22 protein-coding genes are annotated in these 23,636 nt (G+C 39.9%); 12 read left to right on the top strand and 10 right to left on the bottom strand.

Going from position 1 to position 23,636, the window contains the following annotated elements:
• Positions 1-31: 31 nt before the first annotated feature.
• Positions 32-1,117 carry a septal ring lytic transglycosylase RlpA family protein gene (locus tag FNW02_RS16380; RefSeq protein WP_191758572.1) on the bottom strand — a complete coding sequence of 362 codons (1,086 nt, stop codon included), beginning with the start codon at positions 1,115-1,117 and terminating at the stop codon, positions 32-34.
• Positions 1,118-1,933: 816 nt separating this feature from the next.
• Here FNW02_RS16380 and glsA point away from each other — a divergent pair.
• From glsA to FNW02_RS16360, 4 genes are all read left to right on the top strand, one after another.
• Positions 1,934-2,908: a glutaminase A gene (gene glsA / locus FNW02_RS16375; protein WP_191758611.1), complete on the top strand. Its 975-nt coding sequence runs from the start codon at positions 1,934-1,936 to the stop codon at positions 2,906-2,908.
• Between the two features lie 10 nt (positions 2,909-2,918).
• Positions 2,919-3,623 (top strand): cyclase family protein, encoded by a 705-nt coding sequence (locus tag FNW02_RS16370; RefSeq protein WP_191758571.1) that lies wholly within the window; start codon positions 2,919-2,921, stop codon positions 3,621-3,623.
• A gap of 111 nt (positions 3,624-3,734) precedes the next feature.
• Entirely contained in the window at positions 3,735-5,231 is a 1,497-nt protein-coding gene (locus FNW02_RS16365; RefSeq protein ID WP_191758570.1) for an aldehyde dehydrogenase family protein, read from the top strand.
• A gap of 211 nt (positions 5,232-5,442) precedes the next feature.
• Positions 5,443-5,808 (top strand): VOC family protein, encoded by a 366-nt coding sequence (locus FNW02_RS16360; protein WP_191758569.1) that lies wholly within the window; start codon positions 5,443-5,445, stop codon positions 5,806-5,808.
• Between the two features lie 262 nt (positions 5,809-6,070).
• Here FNW02_RS16360 and FNW02_RS16355 read toward each other — a convergent pair whose 3' ends face one another.
• Positions 6,071-7,420, bottom strand: coding sequence for a hypothetical protein (locus FNW02_RS16355; protein WP_191758568.1), 1,350 nt, complete (start codon positions 7,418-7,420; stop codon positions 6,071-6,073).
• A 537-nt stretch (positions 7,421-7,957) separates the two neighbouring features.
• Here FNW02_RS16355 and FNW02_RS16350 point away from each other — a divergent pair.
• From FNW02_RS16350 to argC, 3 genes are all read left to right on the top strand, one after another.
• Entirely contained in the window at positions 7,958-9,280 is a 1,323-nt protein-coding gene (locus FNW02_RS16350) for an acetyl ornithine aminotransferase family protein (protein ID WP_191758567.1), read from the top strand.
• A 135-nt stretch (positions 9,281-9,415) separates the two neighbouring features.
• Entirely contained in the window at positions 9,416-10,327 is a 912-nt protein-coding gene (locus FNW02_RS16345) for a DUF1338 domain-containing protein (RefSeq protein WP_191758566.1), read from the top strand.
• A gap of 591 nt (positions 10,328-10,918) precedes the next feature.
• Positions 10,919-11,887 (top strand): N-acetyl-gamma-glutamyl-phosphate reductase, encoded by a 969-nt coding sequence (gene argC / locus FNW02_RS16340; RefSeq protein ID WP_191758610.1) that lies wholly within the window; start codon positions 10,919-10,921, stop codon positions 11,885-11,887.
• A gap of 61 nt (positions 11,888-11,948) precedes the next feature.
• Here argC and FNW02_RS16335 read toward each other — a convergent pair whose 3' ends face one another.
• The 4 genes from FNW02_RS16335 to FNW02_RS16320 all read right to left on the bottom strand — a co-directional run bounded on the left by FNW02_RS16335 (position 11,949) and on the right by FNW02_RS16320 (position 14,035).
• Positions 11,949-12,506, bottom strand: a complete 558-nt coding sequence (locus FNW02_RS16335; RefSeq protein ID WP_191758565.1) for a peroxiredoxin — start codon at positions 12,504-12,506, stop codon at positions 11,949-11,951.
• A 57-nt stretch (positions 12,507-12,563) separates the two neighbouring features.
• Positions 12,564-12,806, bottom strand: a complete 243-nt coding sequence (sipA, locus tag FNW02_RS16330; RefSeq protein WP_191758609.1) for a regulatory protein SipA — start codon at positions 12,804-12,806, stop codon at positions 12,564-12,566.
• Between the two features lie 147 nt (positions 12,807-12,953).
• Complete coding sequence (locus tag FNW02_RS16325) at positions 12,954-13,475, bottom strand: Coq4 family protein (protein ID WP_191758564.1); 522 nt, start codon at positions 13,473-13,475, stop codon at positions 12,954-12,956.
• 71 nt (positions 13,476-13,546) lie between these two features.
• Positions 13,547-14,035 carry a Spy/CpxP family protein refolding chaperone gene (locus FNW02_RS16320; protein WP_191758563.1) on the bottom strand — a complete coding sequence of 163 codons (489 nt, stop codon included), beginning with the start codon at positions 14,033-14,035 and terminating at the stop codon, positions 13,547-13,549.
• A 311-nt stretch (positions 14,036-14,346) separates the two neighbouring features.
• Here FNW02_RS16320 and FNW02_RS16315 point away from each other — a divergent pair, with 311 nt between their 5' ends.
• Together FNW02_RS16315 and FNW02_RS16310 are read left to right on the top strand one after the other, a co-directional pair.
• On the top strand, positions 14,347-15,615 hold the full coding sequence (locus FNW02_RS16315) for a sensor histidine kinase (protein ID WP_191758562.1): 1,269 nt from the start codon (positions 14,347-14,349) through the stop codon (positions 15,613-15,615).
• Positions 15,612-16,274: a response regulator gene (locus FNW02_RS16310; protein WP_191758561.1), complete on the top strand. Its 663-nt coding sequence runs from the start codon at positions 15,612-15,614 to the stop codon at positions 16,272-16,274. Before FNW02_RS16315 ends, FNW02_RS16310 begins: the two co-directional genes overlap by 4 nt.
• Before the next feature lie 174 nt (positions 16,275-16,448).
• On the opposite strand, the gene FNW02_RS16305 is transcribed toward FNW02_RS16310, so the two are convergent.
• Positions 16,449-16,874, bottom strand: a complete 426-nt coding sequence (locus FNW02_RS16305) for a nucleoside deaminase (RefSeq protein ID WP_191758560.1) — start codon at positions 16,872-16,874, stop codon at positions 16,449-16,451.
• 88 nt (positions 16,875-16,962) lie between these two features.
• Between FNW02_RS16305 and FNW02_RS16300 the strand changes: the two genes are divergently transcribed.
• On the top strand, positions 16,963-17,742 hold the full coding sequence (locus FNW02_RS16300; RefSeq protein WP_191758559.1) for an ion transporter: 780 nt from the start codon (positions 16,963-16,965) through the stop codon (positions 17,740-17,742).
• Between the two features lie 167 nt (positions 17,743-17,909).
• Here FNW02_RS16300 and FNW02_RS16295 read toward each other — a convergent pair whose 3' ends face one another.
• Both FNW02_RS16295 and FNW02_RS16290 read right to left on the bottom strand, forming a co-directional pair.
• Positions 17,910-19,253, bottom strand: a complete 1,344-nt coding sequence (locus FNW02_RS16295; RefSeq protein ID WP_191758608.1) for a hypothetical protein — start codon at positions 19,251-19,253, stop codon at positions 17,910-17,912.
• A 105-nt stretch (positions 19,254-19,358) separates the two neighbouring features.
• A complete protein-coding gene (locus tag FNW02_RS16290; protein ID WP_191758558.1) occupies positions 19,359-20,039 on the bottom strand; it encodes a hypothetical protein in 681 nt (226 codons plus the stop codon).
• A gap of 1,773 nt (positions 20,040-21,812) precedes the next feature.
• On the opposite strand from FNW02_RS16290, the gene FNW02_RS16285 reads away from it, so the two are divergent.
• Complete coding sequence (locus FNW02_RS16285; RefSeq protein WP_191758557.1) at positions 21,813-22,241, top strand: hypothetical protein; 429 nt, start codon at positions 21,813-21,815, stop codon at positions 22,239-22,241.
• Positions 22,242-22,316: 75 nt separating this feature from the next.
• On the opposite strand, the gene FNW02_RS16280 is transcribed toward FNW02_RS16285, so the two are convergent.
• Positions 22,317-22,706, bottom strand: a complete 390-nt coding sequence (locus tag FNW02_RS16280; RefSeq protein WP_191758556.1) for a hypothetical protein — start codon at positions 22,704-22,706, stop codon at positions 22,317-22,319.
• A 241-nt stretch (positions 22,707-22,947) separates the two neighbouring features.
• On the opposite strand from FNW02_RS16280, the gene rppA reads away from it, so the two are divergent.
• The gene (gene rppA / locus FNW02_RS16275; RefSeq protein WP_191758555.1) at positions 22,948-23,622 is read left to right on the top strand and encodes a two-component system response regulator RppA; all 675 of its coding nucleotides are present in this window, start codon (positions 22,948-22,950) and stop codon (positions 23,620-23,622) included.
• The last annotated feature ends 14 nt before the right edge of the window (positions 23,623-23,636 follow it).

Here is a 23,636-nt window from a genome sequence, read left to right as displayed (position 1 = left end):
ATATTTTCTCCTAGTCCCCAGTCCCGAATAATTATCTTCCCAAGACTTCAATCTGTACTGGTGCTACACCACTGCCCATCATTCCCAAAATCCGAGCTGCACCAGTAGATACATCAATGATGCGCCCTCGAATGTATGGGCCTCGGTCATTAATCCGCAACACTACAGAACGACCATTACGAGTGTTGGTAACACGAACTTTTGTACCAAAGGGTAAGCTGCGATGGGCGGCAGTCATTCCTTCTGGATTAAATCTCTGACCACTAGCAGTTTTATTACCGGAACCATCATAGCCGTAAAAAGAAGCCATGCCTCGGAAGTTCATTCGCACTCTACCAACGGCAATCTCTTGTGGAAACTTTGGTATTGATGGTAGGCGTACTGGTAAGTTAGCAACTGCATTTAAGGGAGATGCATTACCTAAGAGTCTCCGCATCCGGTTTGTTGCTTGCAATGCATCTTGTGCCAGATCTTTGGTGGTTGTAGTATTTGCAAGTCGCGTATCTTGGTTGATTTCCACCAATTTTTCGCTATTGATTTTTATCGTATAGCGATCGCCAGGCTGCTGTTGAACAGAGGTTTTGTTCTGAGCTTGCTCAGTAACGGTCGATTTGTCTCCTGTCCAACTTACAGTAATTTTACTCGCGTCTACATTTTCCCTGGCCAGCTCGTTAATTTTAGCTGCTAGTACACCTGCTCTCTGAACCGGGTCATTGTCAACACTCGCAATATTCCCAATATTCACCATTTGTGATGAGTTGCTAGCAATAAGGGCGTACGATTGTACGCCCTCAGTATTTCCAACTTCACCAACTTTTTTAGTTTCACTACTTGTGTCTGGTGTTGAACCTAAAAAGGTTAGAACAGGAATATTTTTGATAAAAAGAGTTGCCGCCTTACGTCCTCCAATGTTGTGAGGATGAATTTCTGTAATCACAGCATCCGAGGTAAGTTTCCCTGCTGGGGATTGGTACTCTCCCACTTTGACCACATCAGTGGCAGGTAATTTTTGGGAAGCTTGCGTAGTTACCTTGGTGGTTTGAGTGCAACCGACTGAGGGTATTCCCAAAACAGCCAGAGACAGGGCGACAATAGTCAACAAATGTCTTTGATTCATGCGTCCGTTTTTTAAAGCGACTGTAGAGCTGAAGTTTTATAATTCGTGGGTTTCACCAGTGAAAGTGATTTTTTCCCTGAAAAACTCGAACTCGTTCCGTTTCCACTTTTTGTTTATAACTGCAACAGACTAACACGAACCTTTTGGCTTGGGGATCAGGGTTTTAGCGTAAGTATTGGTAACTTTAGCAAAATTAAATTGCGATCGCAAGGGTCAAACCTTTTCCAAGTGCGGATTTTAGCTATGTAACGTTTTTTTCCGTAACTCGAAAAATTCTTTTTAAAACTTAATATTTGTTGTACATAAAACTCATGTGGCCCTGTCCACAACTATTTACAAGGCTCTTGACTACGTATGTATTCTAAATAACATTAAACTCTTGCCATTCATCTTATAAAATTAATCTGATTTTTTTGAAAAGACATCTGAATAAATACCTAAAAATATTTATTTCATGAAATCTTCATATTAACCTATAAATAAGTCATTACAAGATTTACATATAAGAGAATTAGAAAAATTAGCTGGAGCTTACTCTCTTTTTTTTAGTTTTAACTAGCCACGTTAACCATAACTTGTATTCTCAGTGTTTATGGTTAAATTAGTGATATATATAACTTTAAATTTAGGCAATGCTGAGTATAAAAAATAGTCAATACTTATTTTTACTCTGATAGTAAAAATATGAGAAAAAAATTAGAAAAGCTTCGCAGACGCTTGTCGATTGATTTTTTAATGTATCAAAAAATACAAGCAATTTTATTCGCTCGTAGTAGTGGGTTAAAGTATGATTTATTAGAGCAAGCTGTTAGCTTCATGGCACAAGGAGATTTAGAAATAGTTCTACTAGATATTCTTAAAGAGTTGCATTCCAAATACAAATCATTGCAAGAGGGTGTAGTAGCAAACTACATTCCTGAGCTAGCAAAAGTAAACCCTGACTTATTTAGCATTTGTATTGTTACCGTAGATGGTCAGGTTTACGAAATTGGGGATTACGAACAGCTCTTTACCATTCAGTCGATTTCCAAGGTGTTTGCATATGGACTTGCTTTAGAAGATCATGGACAGGTTGAGGTTTTGAAGAGAGTTGGCGTGGAACCAACGGGAGAAGCATTCAACGCGATCATTCTTGATGAGCAATCGAAGCGACCTTATAATCCAATGGTAAACGCCGGAGCGATCGCTACTACCAGCTTAATCAAGGGGTCTGGTGCAACAGAACGCCTCAACCGGATGCTGGATATGTTCCAGCGATACATTGGCCGCGATGTGTTCGTTGACATCTCAGTTTTTACCTCAGAACGCAGTACGGGACATCGCAACCGAGCAATGGCTCACTTGATGCTCAACTTTGGTATGATTGACCGGAATATTGAAGAGGCGCTGGATTTATATTTCCAACAGTGTGCTGTAATAGTAAATTGCCACGACTTAGCTGTAATGGCGGCTACCCTTGCTAATAGAGGTATTAACCCTATCTCCAAAAAACAGGCAGTAGATAAACGTTACATCAAAGATATTCTTAGTGTCATGTACACCTGTGGGATGTACAACTTTGCAGGTGAGTGGGCTTACAAAATTGGTATTCCAGCCAAAAGTGGTGTTTGTGGTGGGATTATAGCTGTTGTACCCCACAAGATGGGGATTGGGGTGTTTTCACCACCGCTAGATGCGCGTGGTAACAGTGTGCGGGGAGTAAAGGTATGTGAAGAACTTTCCCAGCAGTTAGGTTTACATTTATTTGAATGTTCAGACCAAGGCTGGAAATATGGAGAAGAGATATGTTAACTTGTGAACGATGCAAAATAGTATCACCTACTCACGCGTTATACACTTGAGTCATGTAATTGATAATAGTATTCCCCAGTGGTCTGACGATCCCCCAGTAGAATTTGCCACTGTTGCAAAACTCCAAAAAGATGGCTATTACCTGCGGCGTTTCTCCTTGGGAGAACATAGCGCCACTCATATAAATGCCCCTAACAGTTTTCACAGTTCTGGTGTAGGAATTGACCAATACCCAGCCCAATCACTGGTTATACCTGCGGTAGTCATAGATATCCGCCCTGCAATAGTTAATCCTGATTATGTCCTCACTATTGCCGATGTTTTATTTTGGGAAGAACAACATGGTGAGATTCCTGTTGGTAATGCAGTACTGCTTTATACGGGTTGGCAAGAGAAGTGGTTTGATAAAAATGCATTCCTCAACCAAGATGCTGAAGGAATTATGCATTTTCCAGGGTTTGGTAGCGATGTAACTCGGTTTCTACTTAACGAACGGCAAATTGCTGGAGTTGGAATAGATACTCATGGTGTAGATCCCGGAAAGGATAACAGTTTTACTACTAACCGCTTGGTGTTAGAACAACCGCGCATTGTATTGGAGAATCTCACCAATTTAGATCAACTACCACCTAAAGGCACTACCTTAGTAATCGGGCTTCTTAGGTTACAGAATGGTTCAGGTTCTCCTGTAGGTGTATTGGCTTTAGTGCCTTGATTTATGTATGGTAGCTATCATTTAGGTAAGATACAACGCAACTTAATAGTCTGCCTACCCCAAATTTCAGGGTAGAGTTTGGGGAAGGGTTAAAGGGGAAGGGATTGAAATATGATAACTCCATTATCTTGCCGCAATTACATTGACGGTAATTGGTTAAATGCTGTAGGAGAAGTAACTCTAGAAAGTCGCAACCCTGCTGACAAGACTGAAGTCGTTGCCACATTTCCCCGTTCTCAAGCTAATGATATAGATACAGCAGTAATTGCAGCTCGTAAAGCCTACCACAGTTGGCGAAAAGTTCCCGCTCCAGCCAGAGCAGAATATATTTTTCGTGTTGGGGAAATATTACTCCAGCATAAAGAAGAACTCGCCCAGTTAATTAGTCGAGAAATGGGTAAACCTATGACAGAAGCAAGGGGAGATGTGCAAGAAGGTGTAGACTGCGCCTTTTACAGTGCAGGCGAAGGACGGCGACTATTTGGCCAAACTACACCTTCGGAAATGCCCAACAAATTTGCGATGACTGTGCGGATGCCTATAGGAGTTTGCGCCTTAATTACACCTTGGAATTTTCCAGTAGCAATTCCTTGTTGGAAAGCTATGCCAGCTTTGGTGTGTGGCAATACAGTTATCCTCAAACCAGCTGAAGATACCCCTGCCTGTGCAACTAAATTGATTGAGATTTTTGCCCAAGCTGGTTTACCACCTGGAGTGATTAACTTGGTGCATGGGGTGGGTGAAGAAGCAGGGAAAGCTTTAGTTGAGCATCCTGATGTTAATTTAGTATCGTTTACAGGTTCTTCGGAAACAGGTGCTTTTGTCGGCGCAACTTGTGGACGCACTCATAAGCGTGTCTGTCTGGAAATGGGCGGCAAAAATGCTCAAGTGGTGATGGAAGACGCAGACTTGGAACTCGCTTTAGATGGTGCTGTTTGGGGAGCCTTCGGTACAACCGGTCAGCGCTGTACAGCCACTAGTCGTTTGATTTTACATCACGATATCAAAGAAAAATTCACTAATATGCTCCGTGAGCGTACCAGCAAGTTACGCTTGGGTGCTGGCACTGACTCCGATACAGATATCGGGCCGATAATTAATGAAAGACAACTCCAACAGGTGAGTAAGTATTTGGATATTGCTCGTGAGGAAGGCGCAAAAGTTTTAATTGGTGGGGATATTGCCAGTGAAGAGGCACTGAAAAACGGTTACTTTTTTCAACCGACAATTTTGGATGATATAACTCCGAATATGCGAGTTGCGCGGGAAGAAATATTTGGGCCAGTGGTGGCATTAATTGAAGTTAGCTCATTTGAGGAAGCGATCGCAATCCTCAACGATAGCAATTATGGTCTTTCTTCCTCTGTTTACACCCGCGATATTAACCGGGCTTTTACTGCTATGCGCGACATTGAGGCGGGTATCACATACATCAACGGCCCTACTATCGGTGCTGAGGTACACTTGCCCTTTGGTGGTGTAAAACACACTGGTAACGGACACCGCGAAGCTGGAACTACAGCCTTGGATGTGTTCACAGAATGGAAAAGTGTTTATGTTGATTTCTCTGGAAGTTTGCAACGTGCCCAGATTGACAATCGTGAGTAACAATATTTTTATCTTACTTCTCTTCAACGGTGGCACAATTAAGTAGTTGTCAAAATGTACTTATTTGAAAGCTTTTACTCATTTGGTGCAAGTACAGAAAAGATAAGTAAGATAGAAGAAAACTACACCAACGATAAACAAAAATATTTTTGTTATCGACTCTAATAAAGAATTGACTTAACTACTAACTAAATGAGAAGGGAGGTGTGACGTGACAATTACCCTAAATCACACTATAGTGCCCGCATACGACAAAGAAACATCGGCACGCTTTTTTGCACAAATTTTTGGTCTAAAAGTTGAGGCTCCCATAGGTCATTTTGCTGCTGTGCATGTCAATGATAAGCTGACGCTTGACTTTGCAGATAGAAAAGGATTTGAGTCGCATCATTATGCATTTCATGTTAGTGATGAGGAATTTGATGCTATCTTCGCACGGGTCAAAGAGGCAGGTTTAGAATATAGTAGCGATCCCATGCATCATAATAAAGGTCAGCTTAACTATAGAAACGGAGGTCGTGGCTTTTATTTCTACGACCTTGATGGGCATAACCTAGAATTGTTAACTCGTGCCTGATTGAATCTCTTGCAAGAATCAATATTTTGGAAATTAAATCACAGACGAACACAGATAAACACTAATGAATTATCTGTGTTCGTCTGTGTTTATCTGTGGTTAATTATACCAATTTAATTAATGATTGCAACAAATCCTTTGGTAGAGACGTTGCAATGTAACGTCTCTACATGTTCTGTCTGTCACTTATTTCAATACCTCACTGAAGTGAAAACCGCTAGCTATAATATTTTATTTTAGACTACTATATTCAGCTTAAGGTTCACTTTTTCACTAGGAAATAGGCGGTAGCATATTCAGGCAATTGTCTAATGTTTTGCCCAAAATCTTTTTGATTCCGAAAAATACCTGCTAAAAAATCGAGTTGATAAAGATTAGGCAAAAACGCTCCGCCTGTATCTGCAATAACTCCCATTTGTAGGTGTTTACGCCCACCTTTTGTATGTTCAATAATAACTACTCTACCTAAACCAATATTCAGAACATCTCCGGCAAAAGTAACTCCCGGTTTGATAGAAATTTTTGCATCTATCTTATATCCATAACCTTTGATAGCATCAACCTTTTTAAAATACCAATAACGCTTTTGGGCTGTTGCTTTTAACCCTCGAACGTAAGACATTCCATTGTTTTTATCTACATTAAAAAACGCCTTGGAGCCATCTGTAAAATTAACTAGTACAGTTCCCTGCATTAGCGCTTCTTCTAGTCCAGTACGGGTCAAATAAGCTAGAGGTTCAACTTTCCCAAATTCTTTTCCACCTGGTTCATAAATACCTGATAAAACATCCTGCTTTGTATATTTAGTATAAAATTTATTGTTATTATTTTGTTTTAAGCTATAAATTGGTGTGTTGTAAGTAGAAGTCTTTTTGCGAGAGCCTGTATGAGTAAAGACAGCATATTTTGTAATTCTTAATTGCTTTTGACTGCGAGCTTTTGGATTATAGGCAGACCATTTTATCACTCGGAAATGGGTATTAATAAAACTAGGATTTTGTAAACGAGTTGTTCGTTTATTGGAAATATCTTCTCTGAGAGTAGTAATCATAAAATCCAAGGTTTTGAGAATATCTTGGACAGTAACTCCTTTAGTAGTTAACAGACCTGGACGAAGAATATCTGGGTCTGCCGAAGCGTGGTCTTGGTAATATTTTCTGGTATTTACGAGAACAGTTAATAAATCTGTTTGATTAAAATTAACTTTAGTTGTTGGCAGTTTTATTTGATTTAAAATCTGACTGCCATTAACGCTATATTTATATTTTTTCCACTCATCAATGACTGGATAGGGTGTAGAAGCCGATATCGAATATTTTTCAGATGAAAATGCGGCTTGCTTACTTATAGCATCATTAGATTTTGGCTGAGAAATAGAATAATTTTGAAATGTGGATACAGGAGCAGTTTGATTTGAAGTCAGGGAAATCTGTGATTGAGGTGGTACAGAATTTTCCTGTTGAGTTAAGGATAAATTCTGTGGGGTCTGATGTTGTTGGGTTAGCTGTTTAGTTTTTGACTGCGTATATAAATTAAGAGTAGCTAAACTAATAACTGATAAGGCAGCAACACCTACTATGAGACGGAGTTTTTGGCTGAATAGGTTACTCATAAGTTGGCAAATAAATTACTGATACATAATAATTGTAGTGACCCAATATTAATATATTAATTTGCTCATGTATTAACGGTGAATACAATGGGAGCATCATTCTTCGTCTAGTTATATAGGGATCGGCTTAGCGGTGTATTATACCGCTGCACTTTAACCACGCTCGTAGTGAGAGATTCATCGCTCAAAACAAGGATTATCAGGACTAAAGTCCTTACCCTTTGGGTTCGTTAGTCGCTCATGGGGAGCCACCCCCTTGCGGAGGTTCCCTCCGTTGTGGGGAGTGGCGGGGAAACCCCCTTCGCGTAGCGTCTCGTAGAGAAGACCGCGCTAACTCACTACAAACTTTAATTTATTTACGCCTAGCTACTTACAAGGCTTGCTGCTAAATCTTACTGAGAGTTTCATAAAATTACTAACGTATATTTTGATTTTTCTATCAATGCGTAAATGTTACATAAATAGAATCAAATGATACTGTAAACGATCGCACTTCCCACTTTAATCACAAATAATCTTAAAAAAATGTAAAAAACTATGTTAAGTATCCCTGTTAGTCTAAATTTACCTCGTGTACCCCGCTTAGTGACTTCCTTGCCTGGGCCTCGTGCTTTAGCTATTGTAGAACGCGATCGCGCTGTAACTTCTCCTTCCTACACCCGCGATTATCCCCTAGTGGTGTCTCGTGGTGAGGGTTGTATGGTAGAGGACGTGGATGGCAATGTGTTCTTGGATATGACCGCAGGTATTGCCGTCACTGCTACCGGACACGCACACCCAGAAGTTGTTAGGGCAATTCAAGAACAGTCAGCGCGGCTGCTGCACATGTCGGGGACAGATTTTTATTATGAGCCGATGGTGGAACTAGCAGAACAATTAGCCATTCGCGCCCCCTTTCCCAATCCCCAAGATGGTAAAATTGCCTATCCAGCAAGGGTCTTTTTTACCAATTCTGGCGCAGAGTCCAATGAAGGGGCAATTAAACTAGCTCGATATTACACCAAGCGATCGCTAATTGTGGCATTCTTAGGAGCATTCCACGGACGCACTTATGGAGCAATGTCCCTCACAGGTTCCAAAGCAGTACAGCGAGCCAATTTTGGCCCTTTAGTTCCAGGGGTAACTCATATTCCCTACGGCACTCACGCTAGCCTAGATTATCTAGAAAAACAGCTATTTGCGACAATTTTACCACCGCAAGAAGTAGCGGCGATTGTTGTTGAACCGATTCAGGGAGAAGGAGGTTATATTGTCCCAGAAGATGGCTTCTTACAACGAATTCGGGAAATATGCGATCGCCACGGTATTCTGATGGTAGTCGATGAAGTGCAATCGGGGATGGGGCGTACTGGTCGCCTATTTGCGATCGAGCATTGGAGTGTACAGCCGGATATCATTACCACAGCTAAAGGTATCGCCAGTGGTCTGCCTTTGGGTGCGATTCTTGCCAGACCTGAGTTAATGACTTGGCCCCCCGGTTCTCACGCTACCACATTCGGCGGTAATCCCGTGGCTTGTGCCGCAGCTATTGCCACTTTGCAACTGCTAGAAAGCAATTTGATGGCAAACGCTTCTCAGATGGGAGAATTATTACAAGCTGGTCTTACCCAATTACATGGGAGATTTTTTAGAATGTCCCTGCCAAGAGGTAAGGGTTTAATGGTAGCTGTGGATTTATTAGATGAAGAAGGTAATCTTGATCATAAATTGCGCGATCGCATTATCCAAGAAGCTTTCTTGCGAGGTTTACTATTGCTAGGTTGCGGTAAAGCAGCAATTCGTTTTTGCCCGCCGTTGGTTATCGACAGCAACCAAATTCAGATAGCCCTTCAGATTATCAGCGAAATATTAAGTTCCTAAAAATAATTACTTACTTAGTGTCTTGGTGTCTCTGTGGTTAACAAATTAATTTTTGTCACCACAAAGACACAAAGACACAGAGGAAACTGAATGTTGAAGTTACACCTTGATAGGGCTATCCCTAACTCCTATCTTATGAAACCTGAAATTGCGCTTCATCTATATTCATTACTTTGGCAAGAATACAGCGCCAGAGTCAATTATGCGCGTACCTACCAGCAAATGATTACTGCTGCGGGTGGGACTGTCGCCAATGACCACATCGCCTTTCGGTCTTTGCGTCTATTAGTAGATAGCCCACAGGGTCAAGTTAACTTGGGAATTGATTACCTTGGACAACTTGCCGAAGCTTTGGGTTACGTGGTGGCTGGGGAGTATACTTTTGCTCAAACCCATCTCTACGCTCGACATTATTGCCATCCTCAGCAGGAAAAATTTGACTTACCCAAGCTATTTATCAGCGAATTGATTGTCGATGAATTGCCTGCTGATATTGCTCAACTCATTTTTAAAACGGTATCCTCATTTTCAAGCCAACCTGATATTACCTCTGTTTTACAATCAGAGGGGAACTGTGAAAGTATTGCCCAACAACTCCAGAAAATCTTTACTCGTCCTTGGCTACCTCCCCAGCGTTCTGTTGTAGAGGAAGTGAATCAGGTTACTCAGTATGGTGCTTGGGTGTTGCTGCATGGCTACGCAGTTAACCACTTCACAGGTTACGTCAACCGCCAAAATACAGCAGCATATCCAGATATAGATAGTACAGCCCGTGGTTTGGCTAATCTGGGTGTACCCATGAAAGCAGAGATAGAAGGAAATATTGCTTGTGGTTTACGTCAAACAGCAACTCAAGCAGTAACAGAGATGGTAACTGTGCTAGATAATATTAGTGGTGCAGAAATTCAGATTCCCTGGACTTACGCTTATTACGAAATTGCTCAGCGCTACCCAGTGGAAATAGAATCAGGAAAGCAGGTACTTTTTGATGCTTTTTTAGGAAGCAATGCCCAACAATTATTTGAAATGACTCGTTTGTCTAAGTAGTCAAGAGTTGTGAGTCAGAAAGTAGCCTTTCGTGTTCCGAACTCGGAGTTTCGTGTTCTGAACTCGGTCTTTTGTGTTCCGAACTCGGAGTTTCGTGTTCCGAACTCGGAGTTTGGTGTTCTGAACTCGGAGTTTGGTGTTCTGAACTCGGTCTTTCGTGTTCCGAACTCGGAGTTTCGTGTTCCGAACTCGGAGTTTCGTGTTTTGAACTCGGAATTTTGTGTTCTGAACTCGGAATTTCGTGTTCCGAACTCGGAGTTTCATGTTTTAAGAGTTTATATCAATTCACAAAAATCTTGATACATACAGATTTCTCGTAGGGGCACGGCATTGCCCATACGTGTCAACTTAACGTGAAATCCATATCCCGCAAGAAACTGAAGTTCCTTGCTGATAGCAAAAGTCATCTGAAGATGACTAAAAATATCCCCAAAAATCTTTAGTCTACTTTAGTAGACTTTCGCTATTAGCCAGAGAATTCATTCTCTTTTGGGTGAGGAGGTCAACAGTAAAGCTATTTTTGAAATGATATTATGTGCGAATACGGTTCAGTTAACGGTAGCCGTCACGCATAAGGATGCCGATCGCATGATTGCTAAACCTAAAATTTTTATTGATGGGGAATCGGGAACCACAGGCTTACAGATTCACTCGCGCCTCAAAAAACGGGATGATATTGAGTTAGTTAGTATTGAAGCATCTAAGCGTAAAGATGCAGCTGAGCGATCGCAATTAATTAATGCTGTCGATGTTGTCATTCTGTGCTTACCTGATGACGCCGCCCGCGAAGCTGTTAGTTTAGTTACCAATTCTACGGTTAAGATCCTTGATGCTAGTAGTGCCCATCGAACAACCAAAGGCTGGGTATATGGTTTCCCTGAACTAAATCCAGGACAACGAGAGAAAATCGTCAGCGCCCAGTTCGTCAGCAATCCAGGTTGTTATCCTACTGGATTTTTAGCTTGTATCCTGCCTTTAATCGCCAAGGGACTCCTTCCCAACGACTTGCCAATCACCATTAATGCAGTGTCCGGTTATTCTGGTGGCGGCAAAAATCTCATCCAAAAGTACCATACTTTCCATAAGCAGCAACCTGGAGCAACATCGCTTTATCCTTATGGCATCTATGGCTTGCAATTTGGACATAAGCACGTCAAGGAAATGCATCAGTACTCTGGGTTAGCATCACCGCCGCTATTCGTACCCGCAGTAGGCGACTTTGAGCAGGGGATGTTGGTTCAAGTACCTTTGCCGCTGCGGACTTTGAAGAATCCCCCATCAGGTAAGATGATTTATCAGGCGATCGCAGACTATTATCAAGGTGAAAAATTCGTGCAGGTTGCGCCCTTCCAATATTCTAATCTGCTACGAGATGGAATGTTTTTAGATGCAACAGCAATGAACGGCACTAATATTGTTCAGGTTTTCGTATTCGCCAATGACGCAACCCAAGAAGTGCTGTTAGTTGCTCGCCTCGATAACTTGGGCAAAGGTGCATCGGGAGCCGCTATTCAAAACCTCAACATCATGCTGGGTTTTCCAGAAGAGTTGGGATTGTGATGTTGAAGAGACGTTGCATTGCAACGTCTCTACGAAATAATCGGTTTTCTACCGCATATTACTAAGATTCGGTAGACTGCAACTTCTCTAATTGTGCCAGTACCTCTGTGCTGTGAATGGTTGGGTTGACTTTGACAAAAGTCTCACGCAAAATACCTTCAGGATCGATGATAAAACTGTGGCGCATAGACACAAAGCCGACCCAAGAACCATAAGCTTTACTCACTGAGCCATCAGTATCAGCCAACAAGGGAAATTTTAATCCCTCGGAATCGCAAAATTTGGCGTGGGAATCAATGTCATCAGCACTGACGCCAATAATCTGAGCTTTTTTTTCGAGATATTTGGGCAAGTCTTGCTGAAAACGACGAGCTTCGATAGTGCAACCAGAAGTGAAGTCTTTAGGATAAAAGTAGAGCACTACCCACTGACCGCGCAAGTCAGAGAGAGAAATTTTGCCATCGCCTGTGTTGGTTGGCAAAGTAAACTCTGGCGCTGGTTGATTAATTGTAGGAAGTTTGCCACCTAAAGCATCAGCAGCAGGTGCAAAATTCAACCAACTGATAACAGCAAAACAGCTGGCAAATAATGTGCTTAAAAAAGTGCGGCGAGAAATCATGGTGCAAACCAAAATTACAACTTGATAAAAGTTTACAATTCTTGGTTGCTGCTATTCTCATTCTGTATGAGATTCAGTAGGGGTGTCTGTACTTTCGATATACTGACTATCTAATAGAAAAGCTCCCCTAGCAAAGCGGATACCCCAATATCCACCCGGACGACGGTCAAGAACTATACCTTCTTCGCCAATATGAATTACATCGGGGGGACGCAACATGGGCATGGGGTCTGCGGTTTTGACGTAGGGCGGTAGTGCCACTACTCGGACTTTACTACCGATAGCAAATTCTTTGGACATTTTTAAACAATTAGGAGTTTTGATTAACTCATAACTCATAACCCCTAACTTTTACTAGGGGTTTGCTCAATTTTCTATTTTGGTGGGGAAAATAGGGAAAAGGAGAGGGAAAAAAATCTTCCCCTCTCCCCATCTTCTGCAAGAAGCCTATATCTTGACTGTGGAAAATGATGCTTGTACCTCAGTCAAGGGTAAGTGCCAAAGTAACTCAGGTTGCCAGGTATCTGGGTTGAAGAGGGAGTGACGACCGAGTTGGTATGCTTGCCAAAGTCTAGACCAGCTAAATTTTTGTTGATAATTCAAGTTTTTATGAATGACTCGCAACAGCCCTAACCCTAGCATCAAGTTAGTGAGTCTAAACTTTGCTCCTAACAAAAATGCTTGGACTTCCGCTTCACCAATGGGGTCTGTGCCATAACCTGTGAGAACATGAACGCCGTCATGGAGTTGTTTGCGACGGCTACCTGTGATGAAAGGTTTCAAGTTGTGTTCCTCAAGAAAATCTGCCCAGCTTCTACCAAAAGTACCAGTAGGAAGCGATCGCAATTTCTCTACATCCACAATTTGAGCAACACTTAATCCCTGTGCCTCAGCCATACTATCAAGTAAATCTAAAACTCGTTGTAGGCGAGGAGTGGGATTCAAAGAAGCAGTGAGGGGTTGCACCATAATCTATCTTGAGAGGAGATGGGCGATATTGCCCACCTCAGATTAATTAACTATTTTTGAAAGATTTGGGATTATTGGGAATTGCGTTGTTGCCAGCGCTGTCTTCTACTTTCCTGTAACTGCTTGAGTTTAGCTTGTTGTTCAGGAGTCAGCACTGCTTGCATCTGTTGTTTCGACGATTCCCAAACTTGTCGCATTTGAGTTTTTTGTTGTTCAGTTAGATTCAACTCAGCAAATTTATTCCTTGAACGTTGACCTGCTTGGCGCTGACCTTGACCTGCTTGGCGCTGAGCCTGACGTGCTTGTTTTGCAGCTTCCAATTGTGCCTTTTGCTCTGGGGTAAGAATACCTTCAATTTGAGCGCGAGTATTTTGGCGAATTGTTTGGATTTGATTTTTTTGGGCATCAGTTAGTCCCAGTTCTTGCCAACCGCCCTTTTTGGGAACTTGTGCAAGTAGCAGAGGTGAAGATGTGGTTGGTTCTGCCTGAACGGCAAAGGGAATTGTAGTTAAAGTTAAAGCGATCGCACCCGCTACCAGTGATAATGTCTTAAGTTTCATTGTTTATCTCGCGCTTCTTTCCTGCTTGGATGTCACCATCATAGAAACTTCTCTACACCAGCCACATGAGGAGAAAGTCACGGTTGTACCCATGACTTTAGTCACGATTTAATCTTGACAAATGTGACTGACAATAGTTAGGAGTTATGAATGACAATGTCATTGACAGTAGTTAAAAGTTATGAATGAGTAAGATTTTTATTACGATTAATTTATAACTCTACTCCGTAACGTTTCTGTACCTTGTACTTACTCTTAATTTTTTCCTTAAAACTAATAACTCATAACTCATAACTGGAGCGAAGCGACTAATGAGTCGTCCAATTAAAATTAAGAATCATCCTTTTCCATCTCTGCTTTATTTGGAATGGATACTACTAACAATCACTGCATTGACAGCATTTCTACCATCTCCATCGCCCCGATTTCGTCCTAAACCTCCAGAACTATCAATTTGTGGTATTTTCCCAGACTTATCCATTTGTAGTATATCCCCAGAAATATCAATTTTTAGCTTAGCTGCTTTCGCATTAATGGGCTTAATTTTGCCCAAAAAAAACAACATAACTAAGGTAATTTATACAGTTAGTGAAATTTTATTGATTTTAATAACTGGGCTTTTTGGTGGTAGGTTTGCTCGTCTTTTTCCCTTTCTTTACATCATCTTAGTTACTCGCAGTTGTCTAATTTTCCAGTTACCTGGACGTTTATTCGTTACAAGTCTATCCTTTACTTTATTTTTACTGACCACACAACTAAAATATCAGTTATTTAACTTTCAAGCATCACCGCAGGCTCAAGAGCGCTTTCGGTTTTTTAGCTTAAATTGGTCATTGGTATTTGGTTTAAGTTTAGTTTTTGTGTTGTTGATGATGAATGCGGTATTATCTGAACGCCAAAGTCGAGAAAAGCTAGCTATTGCTAACGAAAAACTCCGTCAATATGCCATGCGAATTGAAAATCAAGCTACCTTAGAAGAACGTAACCGTATTGCTAGGGAAATTCATGATTCTTTAGGACATTCTTTAACTGCTTTAAATCTCCAATTAGAAACCGCTTTAAAACTGTGGCAATCTAATCCAACTAAAGCTCAAACATTTCTAGCAAGAGCCAAGGAATTAGGTTCTAAAGCCCTAAAAGATGTTCGTCAATCTGTTTCGACTATGCGCTCTAATCCTTTGTCAGAGCAATCTTTAGAGCGGGCGATCGCAATTCTTTCAGAAGATTTTCACCGCTCAAATGGAATTTTACCAATTTGTCAAAACAATCTTGAATATTCTCTACCCCCTGAAATAAATACTGCTATTTATCGGATCATTCAAGAATCCTTAACTAATATTTCTAGATATGCTAGTGCAACAGAAATTAACCTATTAATAACTACGAATAAAGGAAATTTGCGCTTAATAATTCAAGATAATGGTAGAGGTTTTGATTTAAAGCAAAATACCACTGGTTATGGACTCCAAAGTATGCGCGATCGTACTTTAGCACTTGGAGGAGAATTTAATATTAAAAGTGCTCCTGGTTCTGGTTGCAAAATTACAGTTGATATTCCCTTACCTAGATTAACAGTATGATAAAAGTGTTGCTTGTAGATGACCAAAATTTGATTCGTCAGGGATTAAAAGCATTATTAGAATTAGAATCAGATTTAGAATTAGTGGGAGAAGCAGAAAACGGTCAACAGGCGATTAATCTAGTTGCAAAATTACAACCAGATGTAGTCTTAATGGATATTAGAATGCCCATTATGGATGGAGTTGCAGCCACACGAGAAATTCAAAAACGTTTTGCTGGAATTAAAGTTTTAGTGCTAACAACTTTTGATGATGATGAATATGTGACAGCAGCTTTGCAAAATGGGGCAATGGGTTATTTACTCAAAGATACACCCTCAGAAGAACTAGCTGTTGCTATTCGCGCCGTTCACAAAGGATACACCCAACTAGGCCCAGGAATAGTTAAAAAACTATTGACTCAGTTTTCTAACACCGCACCAACTCAGTCACCGCTTGCGCCACCTAGTTTAGCTGAACTGACTCCTAGAGAAAAAGAGGTTTTACGGTTAATTGCTACGGGTGCTAGTAATCGAGAAATTGCTCAGGAACTCTATATTTCTGAGGGGACAGTGAAGAATCATGTTACGAATATTTTAAACAGATTAGATTTGCGCGATCGCACTCAAGCGGCGATTTTCGCTAATACGTTTTTGTCCTATTTGAATGAGCTAGATTAAATAATTAAAATTTGTGATTTTACATCTAAATTGGCTACTAGATAAAATTTTGATATAGCATTACTAGAATATTTGTGACAGACAGAACATGTAAAGACGTTGCAATGCAACGTCTCTACCAAAGGATTTGTTGCAATCATTAATTAAATTGGTATTAAATAAAATTTTTAGAGATTATTTAAACAATTCCAAACATTCATTTTTTAAAATTCCTTTTGTTACCTTGATATTTCTAAATGATTGAGCGATCACCTCTTCACAAGAAATATTAATTTGCGACTGATTTACTGAAATTAAATCTTGAATTGAAGCACCATATACAATTTCTGAGACACCTGTCCAAACACAAGCAGTTGCACACATTGGGCAAGGTTCACCAGTTGTATATATGCTATAACCTTCTAAAGCAGGGTTTTTTAGTTTAGCTGTTAAACTGCGAATGACATTAATTTCCGCATGAGCCGATGGATCACTATCTCTCCTGACAGTATTATGAGCTACAGCAACAACTTCGTTATCTTTAACAATCACTGCACCATAAGGCGCATCGCCTTTTTTTGCTTCTGCCAGTGCTAAGCGCATAAAATATTCTTGGTTCATATTAGCGGGAGTTAAGAAAGATACTGGTTAATAATATCGTATTGCCAATGAAATTTATACAATATATTCTAATTGATTGTGGATAAATATGTTATTGAGCAGAAAACAAACAGAATTTTATTTAACAGACTTAGAAACACCAATAGGTAAAGTTATTAACTTAACTCTTGCTAGTTTTGTTCTATTATCATCAGTAATTTTTGTAGCAGAAACTTATAATATTCCTGATTCTGTTCGTTTTCAATTAGATGTAGCGGATACTGCGATCATTATAGTTTTCGCGGTGGAATATGTACTTCGTCTGTGGAGTGCAGAAAATAAAATTAAATATATTTTTAGCTTTTATTCAATTATTGACTTAATAGCAATTCTGCCATTTTTTCTGGGAGCAGTAGATATTAGCTTTATTCGTCTGCTACGATGGTTTCGGATTTTGCGGTTAATCAGGTTTATAGATAGAAAATTTTTATTCGCCAGTATCAGCACCGAAGATGGTGTGATTTTTGCAAGAATATTATTTACATTATTTGCAATTATTTTTATTTACTCTGGATTGATTTATCAAGTAGAGCATCCAGTTAATCCTCAAAATTACGGTACATTTTTGGATGCATTTTATTTCTCGGTTGTCACAATGACAACTGTAGGATTTGGTGACGTTGTTCCAATTTCAGAATTAGGTCGTTTGCTCACAGTATTGATGATTTTGACAGGGATTGCACTGATTCCTTGGCAAGTAGGGGATTTAATTAAGAGATTGGTGAAAACTGCCAATCAGGTAGAAACAGTTTGTTTGAGTTGTGGTTTGGCTTTCCACGATGTAGATGCTGGTTTTTGTAAAAGGTGTGGGACTAAGTTGCCTAATTAATTGAGGAGTTATGTAAGGCAGGCTTAAAAAACTGAATGTTTTAGGAAAACGCTACAAATATTAAAGAGTGTTTTAAAAAGAGATTGTAGGGTGGGCATTACAGTGCCCACCCTACTGTGGCTTATTCATATAAAACCCGCTGTAAAAAACTGAAAGAGTTATTTCACTTAACCGTTTGTCTTGATGGTTCGCTGTTTATAGCGAAGTATACTGAGCATAACAATTAGCAATATAAAAGCTTTGATCATTGATGGCTCTACCACCTTCTTCACTTCCGGTTGGGATGGTGGAACAACGGGGTTACATGGAACTTCAATAACCGGGTTATTACCAGAACCATTGCCACCGGGAGTAGGAATGCACTCATTTGGGTTAGGGACAAGCGGAGGTATATCCGTTACAGGGACAAGCGGAGGTATATCCGTTACAGGGATAGATGGAGGTATATCCGCCACGGGAACCGACGGTTGACCGGATGAGCTATCTCCACCGCCAGACAATAGAAGAAAAAGTAAAGGGACACCTAAAAGTAGAGGCCAGACTGGAAAGGATTCAGAACTACCAGCGACTAAGACATCTCCCAAAGAGCCGGGAGTGGCAATATCAAGACCTATCGCTTCTCCTTCTAATGCTAATGGATTAGCGCCCAGCACAGTATCTCCCGGAATATCTTCGCCAGAAAGCTGGCTCAACTCCTGCGGAATGGCATTATTTGGGCGTCCGAGTTCGCCACCATCTTCAGAATATGGATAAGAGAGTAGTTCAAAAATCCTTGTTTGGAGTTGGTTCTTATCTCCAGAACTCAGCGCATCTAAGCCTTTGGAGATGTTATTTAAATAAAACTTTGTCATATCTGGCGGCAGATTCAGAGATTGAATCTGTTGCTCAACGTTAGGAAGTTTTGAGGCTTCCTCATAAAGCAAACGTCCATAAGATAATTTCAAGTTCAGCAATCCATTACGGAGGCTGAGGGAGTCACCTACTCCCGAATACGGTGTCCAATAAAAATTTTTAGTTACAAGTCCAAGGCCTTCTACTGGGGTGCGTCCAAAATTTTGCCCCATGACGTATTGGTATCCGTCCATAATTCCAGGAGAATCTTGTCTCCAGAATGAAGCATACGGCGCTTGAGAAACATTGGGATTATTACCGTAAAAGCTAGCGAAATTCTGGAGGTTTTGTGTGCCGCCAGCTGCTCGCACTAGCAAGTCTTGATAACTAGGGCCGCCATTTAACTCAAGTAATTGCTGAACTACCGAGCCAGTTTTGTTGCAGCTCAGACCAAATCCCACATCACATGCAGGAATGACTCGCATCTGGTTGAGATTTTGGTTCTGGATTTGGTATTGAAGATACTCTGACTCCAGTCCTCGTTGGATACCATAGCGTCCAACATTTAGCTGTGCGGAAGCAGACTCGCATACAGCTAGTAATACTGCAACAGATGAGACGATGGTCGCAAAGCGAACCGCCTTCGGCATCGCAATCTTTTGGAAGGTTGATGACAACATCCATCTCCAGCAAACGAGGGAAGAAGCTTGTTTGGGCATCATGATTAGTCTTGGATTAAGTTTTCAAGTCTTTTTTCAAAGCAGTAGAAAGTTGATGTTAGAAGCTCAGGTTTTACTCTTGGGCAAGTAGATGTTAACTGTGATTGCAGTACCTTTAAGACTTCCTGATGAGAGCGTATGGTATAAGACCAATCCACGGTTCGGTTGGTCAAAAAGAAAGCCGCGACGCGTGGGTTTTATCTTTCCTTGCTCTACTAAGGAAATGAAAGCTTGCAGATACCTACGTATACCTTGACGATTCTCTTGGCTTGCATTCATATGACGCTCTATCAGCATCATAAATAAGTCCAAGCTACGGTTATCTTGTCCCTCAATCAGACTACCCTCGTCTAAAAAAGAACTTCCTATAAGCCTTCCATTCATCTCTTGAACTTTGAAGAGAGTAAAGTAACGCCCTTCCTTCTTCGGATCATTTGCATAACAGACCCAAGAACCTTCTTGATTTTGTGTAAAACCTTGCTCAGCTAGGTAGGAAAGCAAAGAATTACTTGATTTGCTTGGTAGTGGAGGTAATAAATCCTCAACTGGATCTAAAGAGCAAATCCTCTGAGTTGTTCTCTGTTGAGGAATAACAGGAATTGTTCTCTGTTGAGGAATAACAGGAATTGTCTGTGCATTAGCGATCGCGGAGCGTTCCGTTGGGAAGCTTACTAAAGGTATCGCCACCATAGAAAATGTGGATACTGGAAGAATAAATTCTCTAAACAAACGAACAATGATACTCATCTTTTTTCCTTTTACTCTTGCTGATGTTGTCAGTAATCAAGTTTTACTAAATAAATGTTGATATGTTAAATAGTTAGGCGCAAGTAAACATAATATTTTTAAGTCCCTATCCTATGGTTGAAAGTTGATAAATTTGTGTCACGCAGAGGAGGACACTTCCGTGCGGATAGAGGCGTAAAGGTTGAACGGAAGGTGTCACCCCATCTACCCCAATGGGGAAGCAAGCTTCGCGCAGCGTCTTTGTCAGTATAGGAAAGTGTCCCTCGCACAAATACGCAGAGAAAATAAGGAGTTTTAGACTTCAAGACATAAAATTTCATCCCTTGATTCAGCAACGCCCAATTTTTATTAGATGTATCTTCTTTGAGAATTGGTATAACGCTTATCCATGCTTAAACACTTAGATTATAGGGCAATACTTATACAAGTCAATCACAAATTAAATGCGTAACAGCTTAATGCAGAAAGTCAAATATTTTTGCTTTCAAAAATCTAGCTTTTCGAGATATTTGATATATCAAAAGCAAAGTAACATTCTGTCAAAATAATCTTATTTATCCTTGCTTTGCTATGTTAAAACAAGAATTTCTGGTTTACCTTATTGATTGGTATTATTTCTAAATAAGGACTTTGTTCCTATTTAGGGATTACCAAAAAATAAATCATCCAATCTTAATTTGTAGGGTGCGTTGTAGTAATAACGCACTATCTTGACTAATCTGTCACAGTGCGTTACCCAGAGGCATAACATACCCTACAAGTTGGATATTTTTTTAATTGGAAGTTCCTTAATAAATCGTTATATAACCATACTTGAAACAAAGGAATACCAATAGTTTGGCCAGGACTCTCTGTGTTGCAAGTTGGCGATCTTGTTGATTTCCCTGAGTGGGTTGAATAATTCTTTGTTTTTTGGAGATTGCACACCTAACTAACCCTTTCAGCACGTTTGCTATTTGATGTATAAAAGACATCTTTACTTAGTGGAATGATTCTACCACTAGGTAGAAGCACGAAACAATTATATGGACAGTTATAAAAGTTGAACACTGTGAATCGTCAATACCTCTCACACAAAAATATAGAGCAACTAGCTAAAACTAACTAACAGACAAAGTTAATTTATTTACACATTACTATGATTTTGGAACGTCATGTATTCATCATATACTTATCTTCTAACTAAGATTTGTGTTTAAATACTACTTAATTTTTAACCATTTTTACTTAGTATGAGGACACAAAAGAAGAAAAGATAGAAGTATTTAAAGCTGTTCTCAGCATGGATTTGAGGTTAAATTAACACTTATGCAGTATATTGTGCTCCTTGTGGTCTTTTCAATTGAAAACTGCTGTAAAACTAAAAGTTTAAACACATAGTGGCTTATCGTTAGACATCGCATCAAATAAAGCCGTAGCAAAATTTACAGTATAAACTTTAACATACATTAATTCGTTTCACTACACAGTATATAAGCGTTTGCTTTATTTTTTCTACATGATTTCTTTAACCTAACTTTATAAAGTCAGACTAAATTTCCTGGTGAGTTCCGAATTTAGGTAAAAGCGATGTTTCTGACAAAAACTTAGTTATACATAACACCTCGGTCAAATTCAGAGTATGTATAACGATTCTCATTTGAATGAGGTACATGGGTAAAGACGTCATAATGCCGTGTTTTGAGCAAATTTGCTATATCTAAAATTTAAGTTAGTAAGCTTTATTGACTAAGATTAAGATACGATTTCAGCAGCTTTCTAAGCATTAGTAATATGAATGTGGAATTTTTGCACAGGATGCCTCTGATGCCTCTGATATTACTCTGGCTAGCTTATGCTTTATTAGGCTGGGATCTTGCTGCTCATCACATTATTTGGCTGGCGGGAGCTTTTGTAGCCGCTGTTACTATAGCCATAGTGCGGAAAAGTTTTTCTTGGTTAGAGTATTTGGTTGCATTTGGGTCTAGAGCCTTAGTGCTCATTTTATTTTTAAGTGCATCAATTGCTTTAGTAGCAACTTGGTCGCTAATATTCAGCCTCTTTCTCATACCCATAGCAACTACATTGTTAGCTGATCTAGAAATGCGCTTTGCTGGCTTCAACAAACTAGATTCTTTTTGGATTTTAACAGTCTTAGCAGGATTGGGTTTGATTATGGGTGAAATAATTGATATTTTACTTTTACCCAGCAGCAGATACTAATCTAAATTTAACTTCAGGTTACTCAATAGAGCAGCGGAGGAGGTAATTTTTAGTTAGATTAAATATTCTTTATACCTATTCTATTATTTGATATCTCACAAGCTTTCGGATATCGTCAATTGACATTTCTAACCTTTTGGCGATCGCTATCTCTATCTGACTTATATCTGTGGTAGCAACTTGAAATTTCGATTTGTTTAGTGAGGCATTTATTGGTTGAACAAAAACTTTAGTAACTCCAGCATTTCTGTCAACTTCAGCTTGAATGAACAGCACATGCATTGACAGATAGAATTCTGGTTGAACATCTGCTTGAAGCTTATTCACCGTAGTGTAAGGTCTGCTCAACACCTTTTCTGTCAATTGGTTGCCGCCCAACCAAAAAGCAACACCCAAAATAGGAAGAGGAAGCCAAAACTCTAACCCCATAAAATGCAATAACTTCAACCAGTTACGTAAAAACATAAGAAGTTAAAAATTAAAAATTCATCATAGAAAAATTAAATTATGGAAGGTATCTAGGCAATTAATACTATTAAATACTTAAAAAGTTATGGTAACATTAACTAGTAATGAATCTGCTTGAGAGCCAGATTATCTATTACCAGTTATGCATTTTTTATTTGTTGAAAATCCCACTGTTGGAAGACGCATTATTGAGTCAGATATTCTATCTTAAATTTTAGAAAATCAAAACAAGCTAATAATGCGAATACTTCTAGTAGAAGACGATCAGGCACAATTAGAACCTCTGCAAACAGCATTGTCGCAAGCTGGACATATTGTAGACGGTATAGAAGATGGGGCGATCGCTCAGTGGGTTATCTCTCAAAGGGACTATGACCTATTAATTTTGGACTGGTTGTTACCGCAAATTAGTGGCTTGGATTTGTGTCGTCAATATCGGCAAGCTGGTAAAAAAGCACCTATATTGATGCTGACAGCAAAAGATACCACTATTGATAAAGTTATAGGATTAGATGCTGGAGCGGATGATTATCTCGTCAAACCTACGGATGTGTTTGAGCTATTGGCAAGAGTGCGAGCATTAGGTAGGCGATCGCCTCAATGGCAAGGTGAAACCCTCCAGCTTGCTGACTTGCAACTACACATTTCTACCCTAACGGTAGAACGAGGACAGGGGATTGTCGAATTATCTGCGCGTGAGTTTCAATTACTAGAGTACCTGATGCGTCACCCGCGTCATGTTTTAAGTCGTGACCAAATAGAACAGGCATTATGGCAGTGGGGAAATGAACCAGAGAGTAATGCAATGACAACCTTAGTACGTCGTCTACGGCAACGGTTACAGTTAGTAAGTGCAGCAGACTGGATTGAAACTATTTACGGTATAGGTTATCGAATTAGTCCTAAGAATTAATTTTTTATTATTAA

Origin of the sequence: Komarekiella delphini-convector SJRDD-AB1 (genome assembly GCF_014831675.1) — a bacterium.
In the GTDB taxonomy this organism is placed as follows: domain Bacteria; phylum Cyanobacteriota; class Cyanobacteriia; order Cyanobacteriales; family Nostocaceae; genus Komarekiella.
Note: the sequence above shows the minus strand (reverse complement) of the source record. Positions and strands in the feature narration are given on the sequence as shown.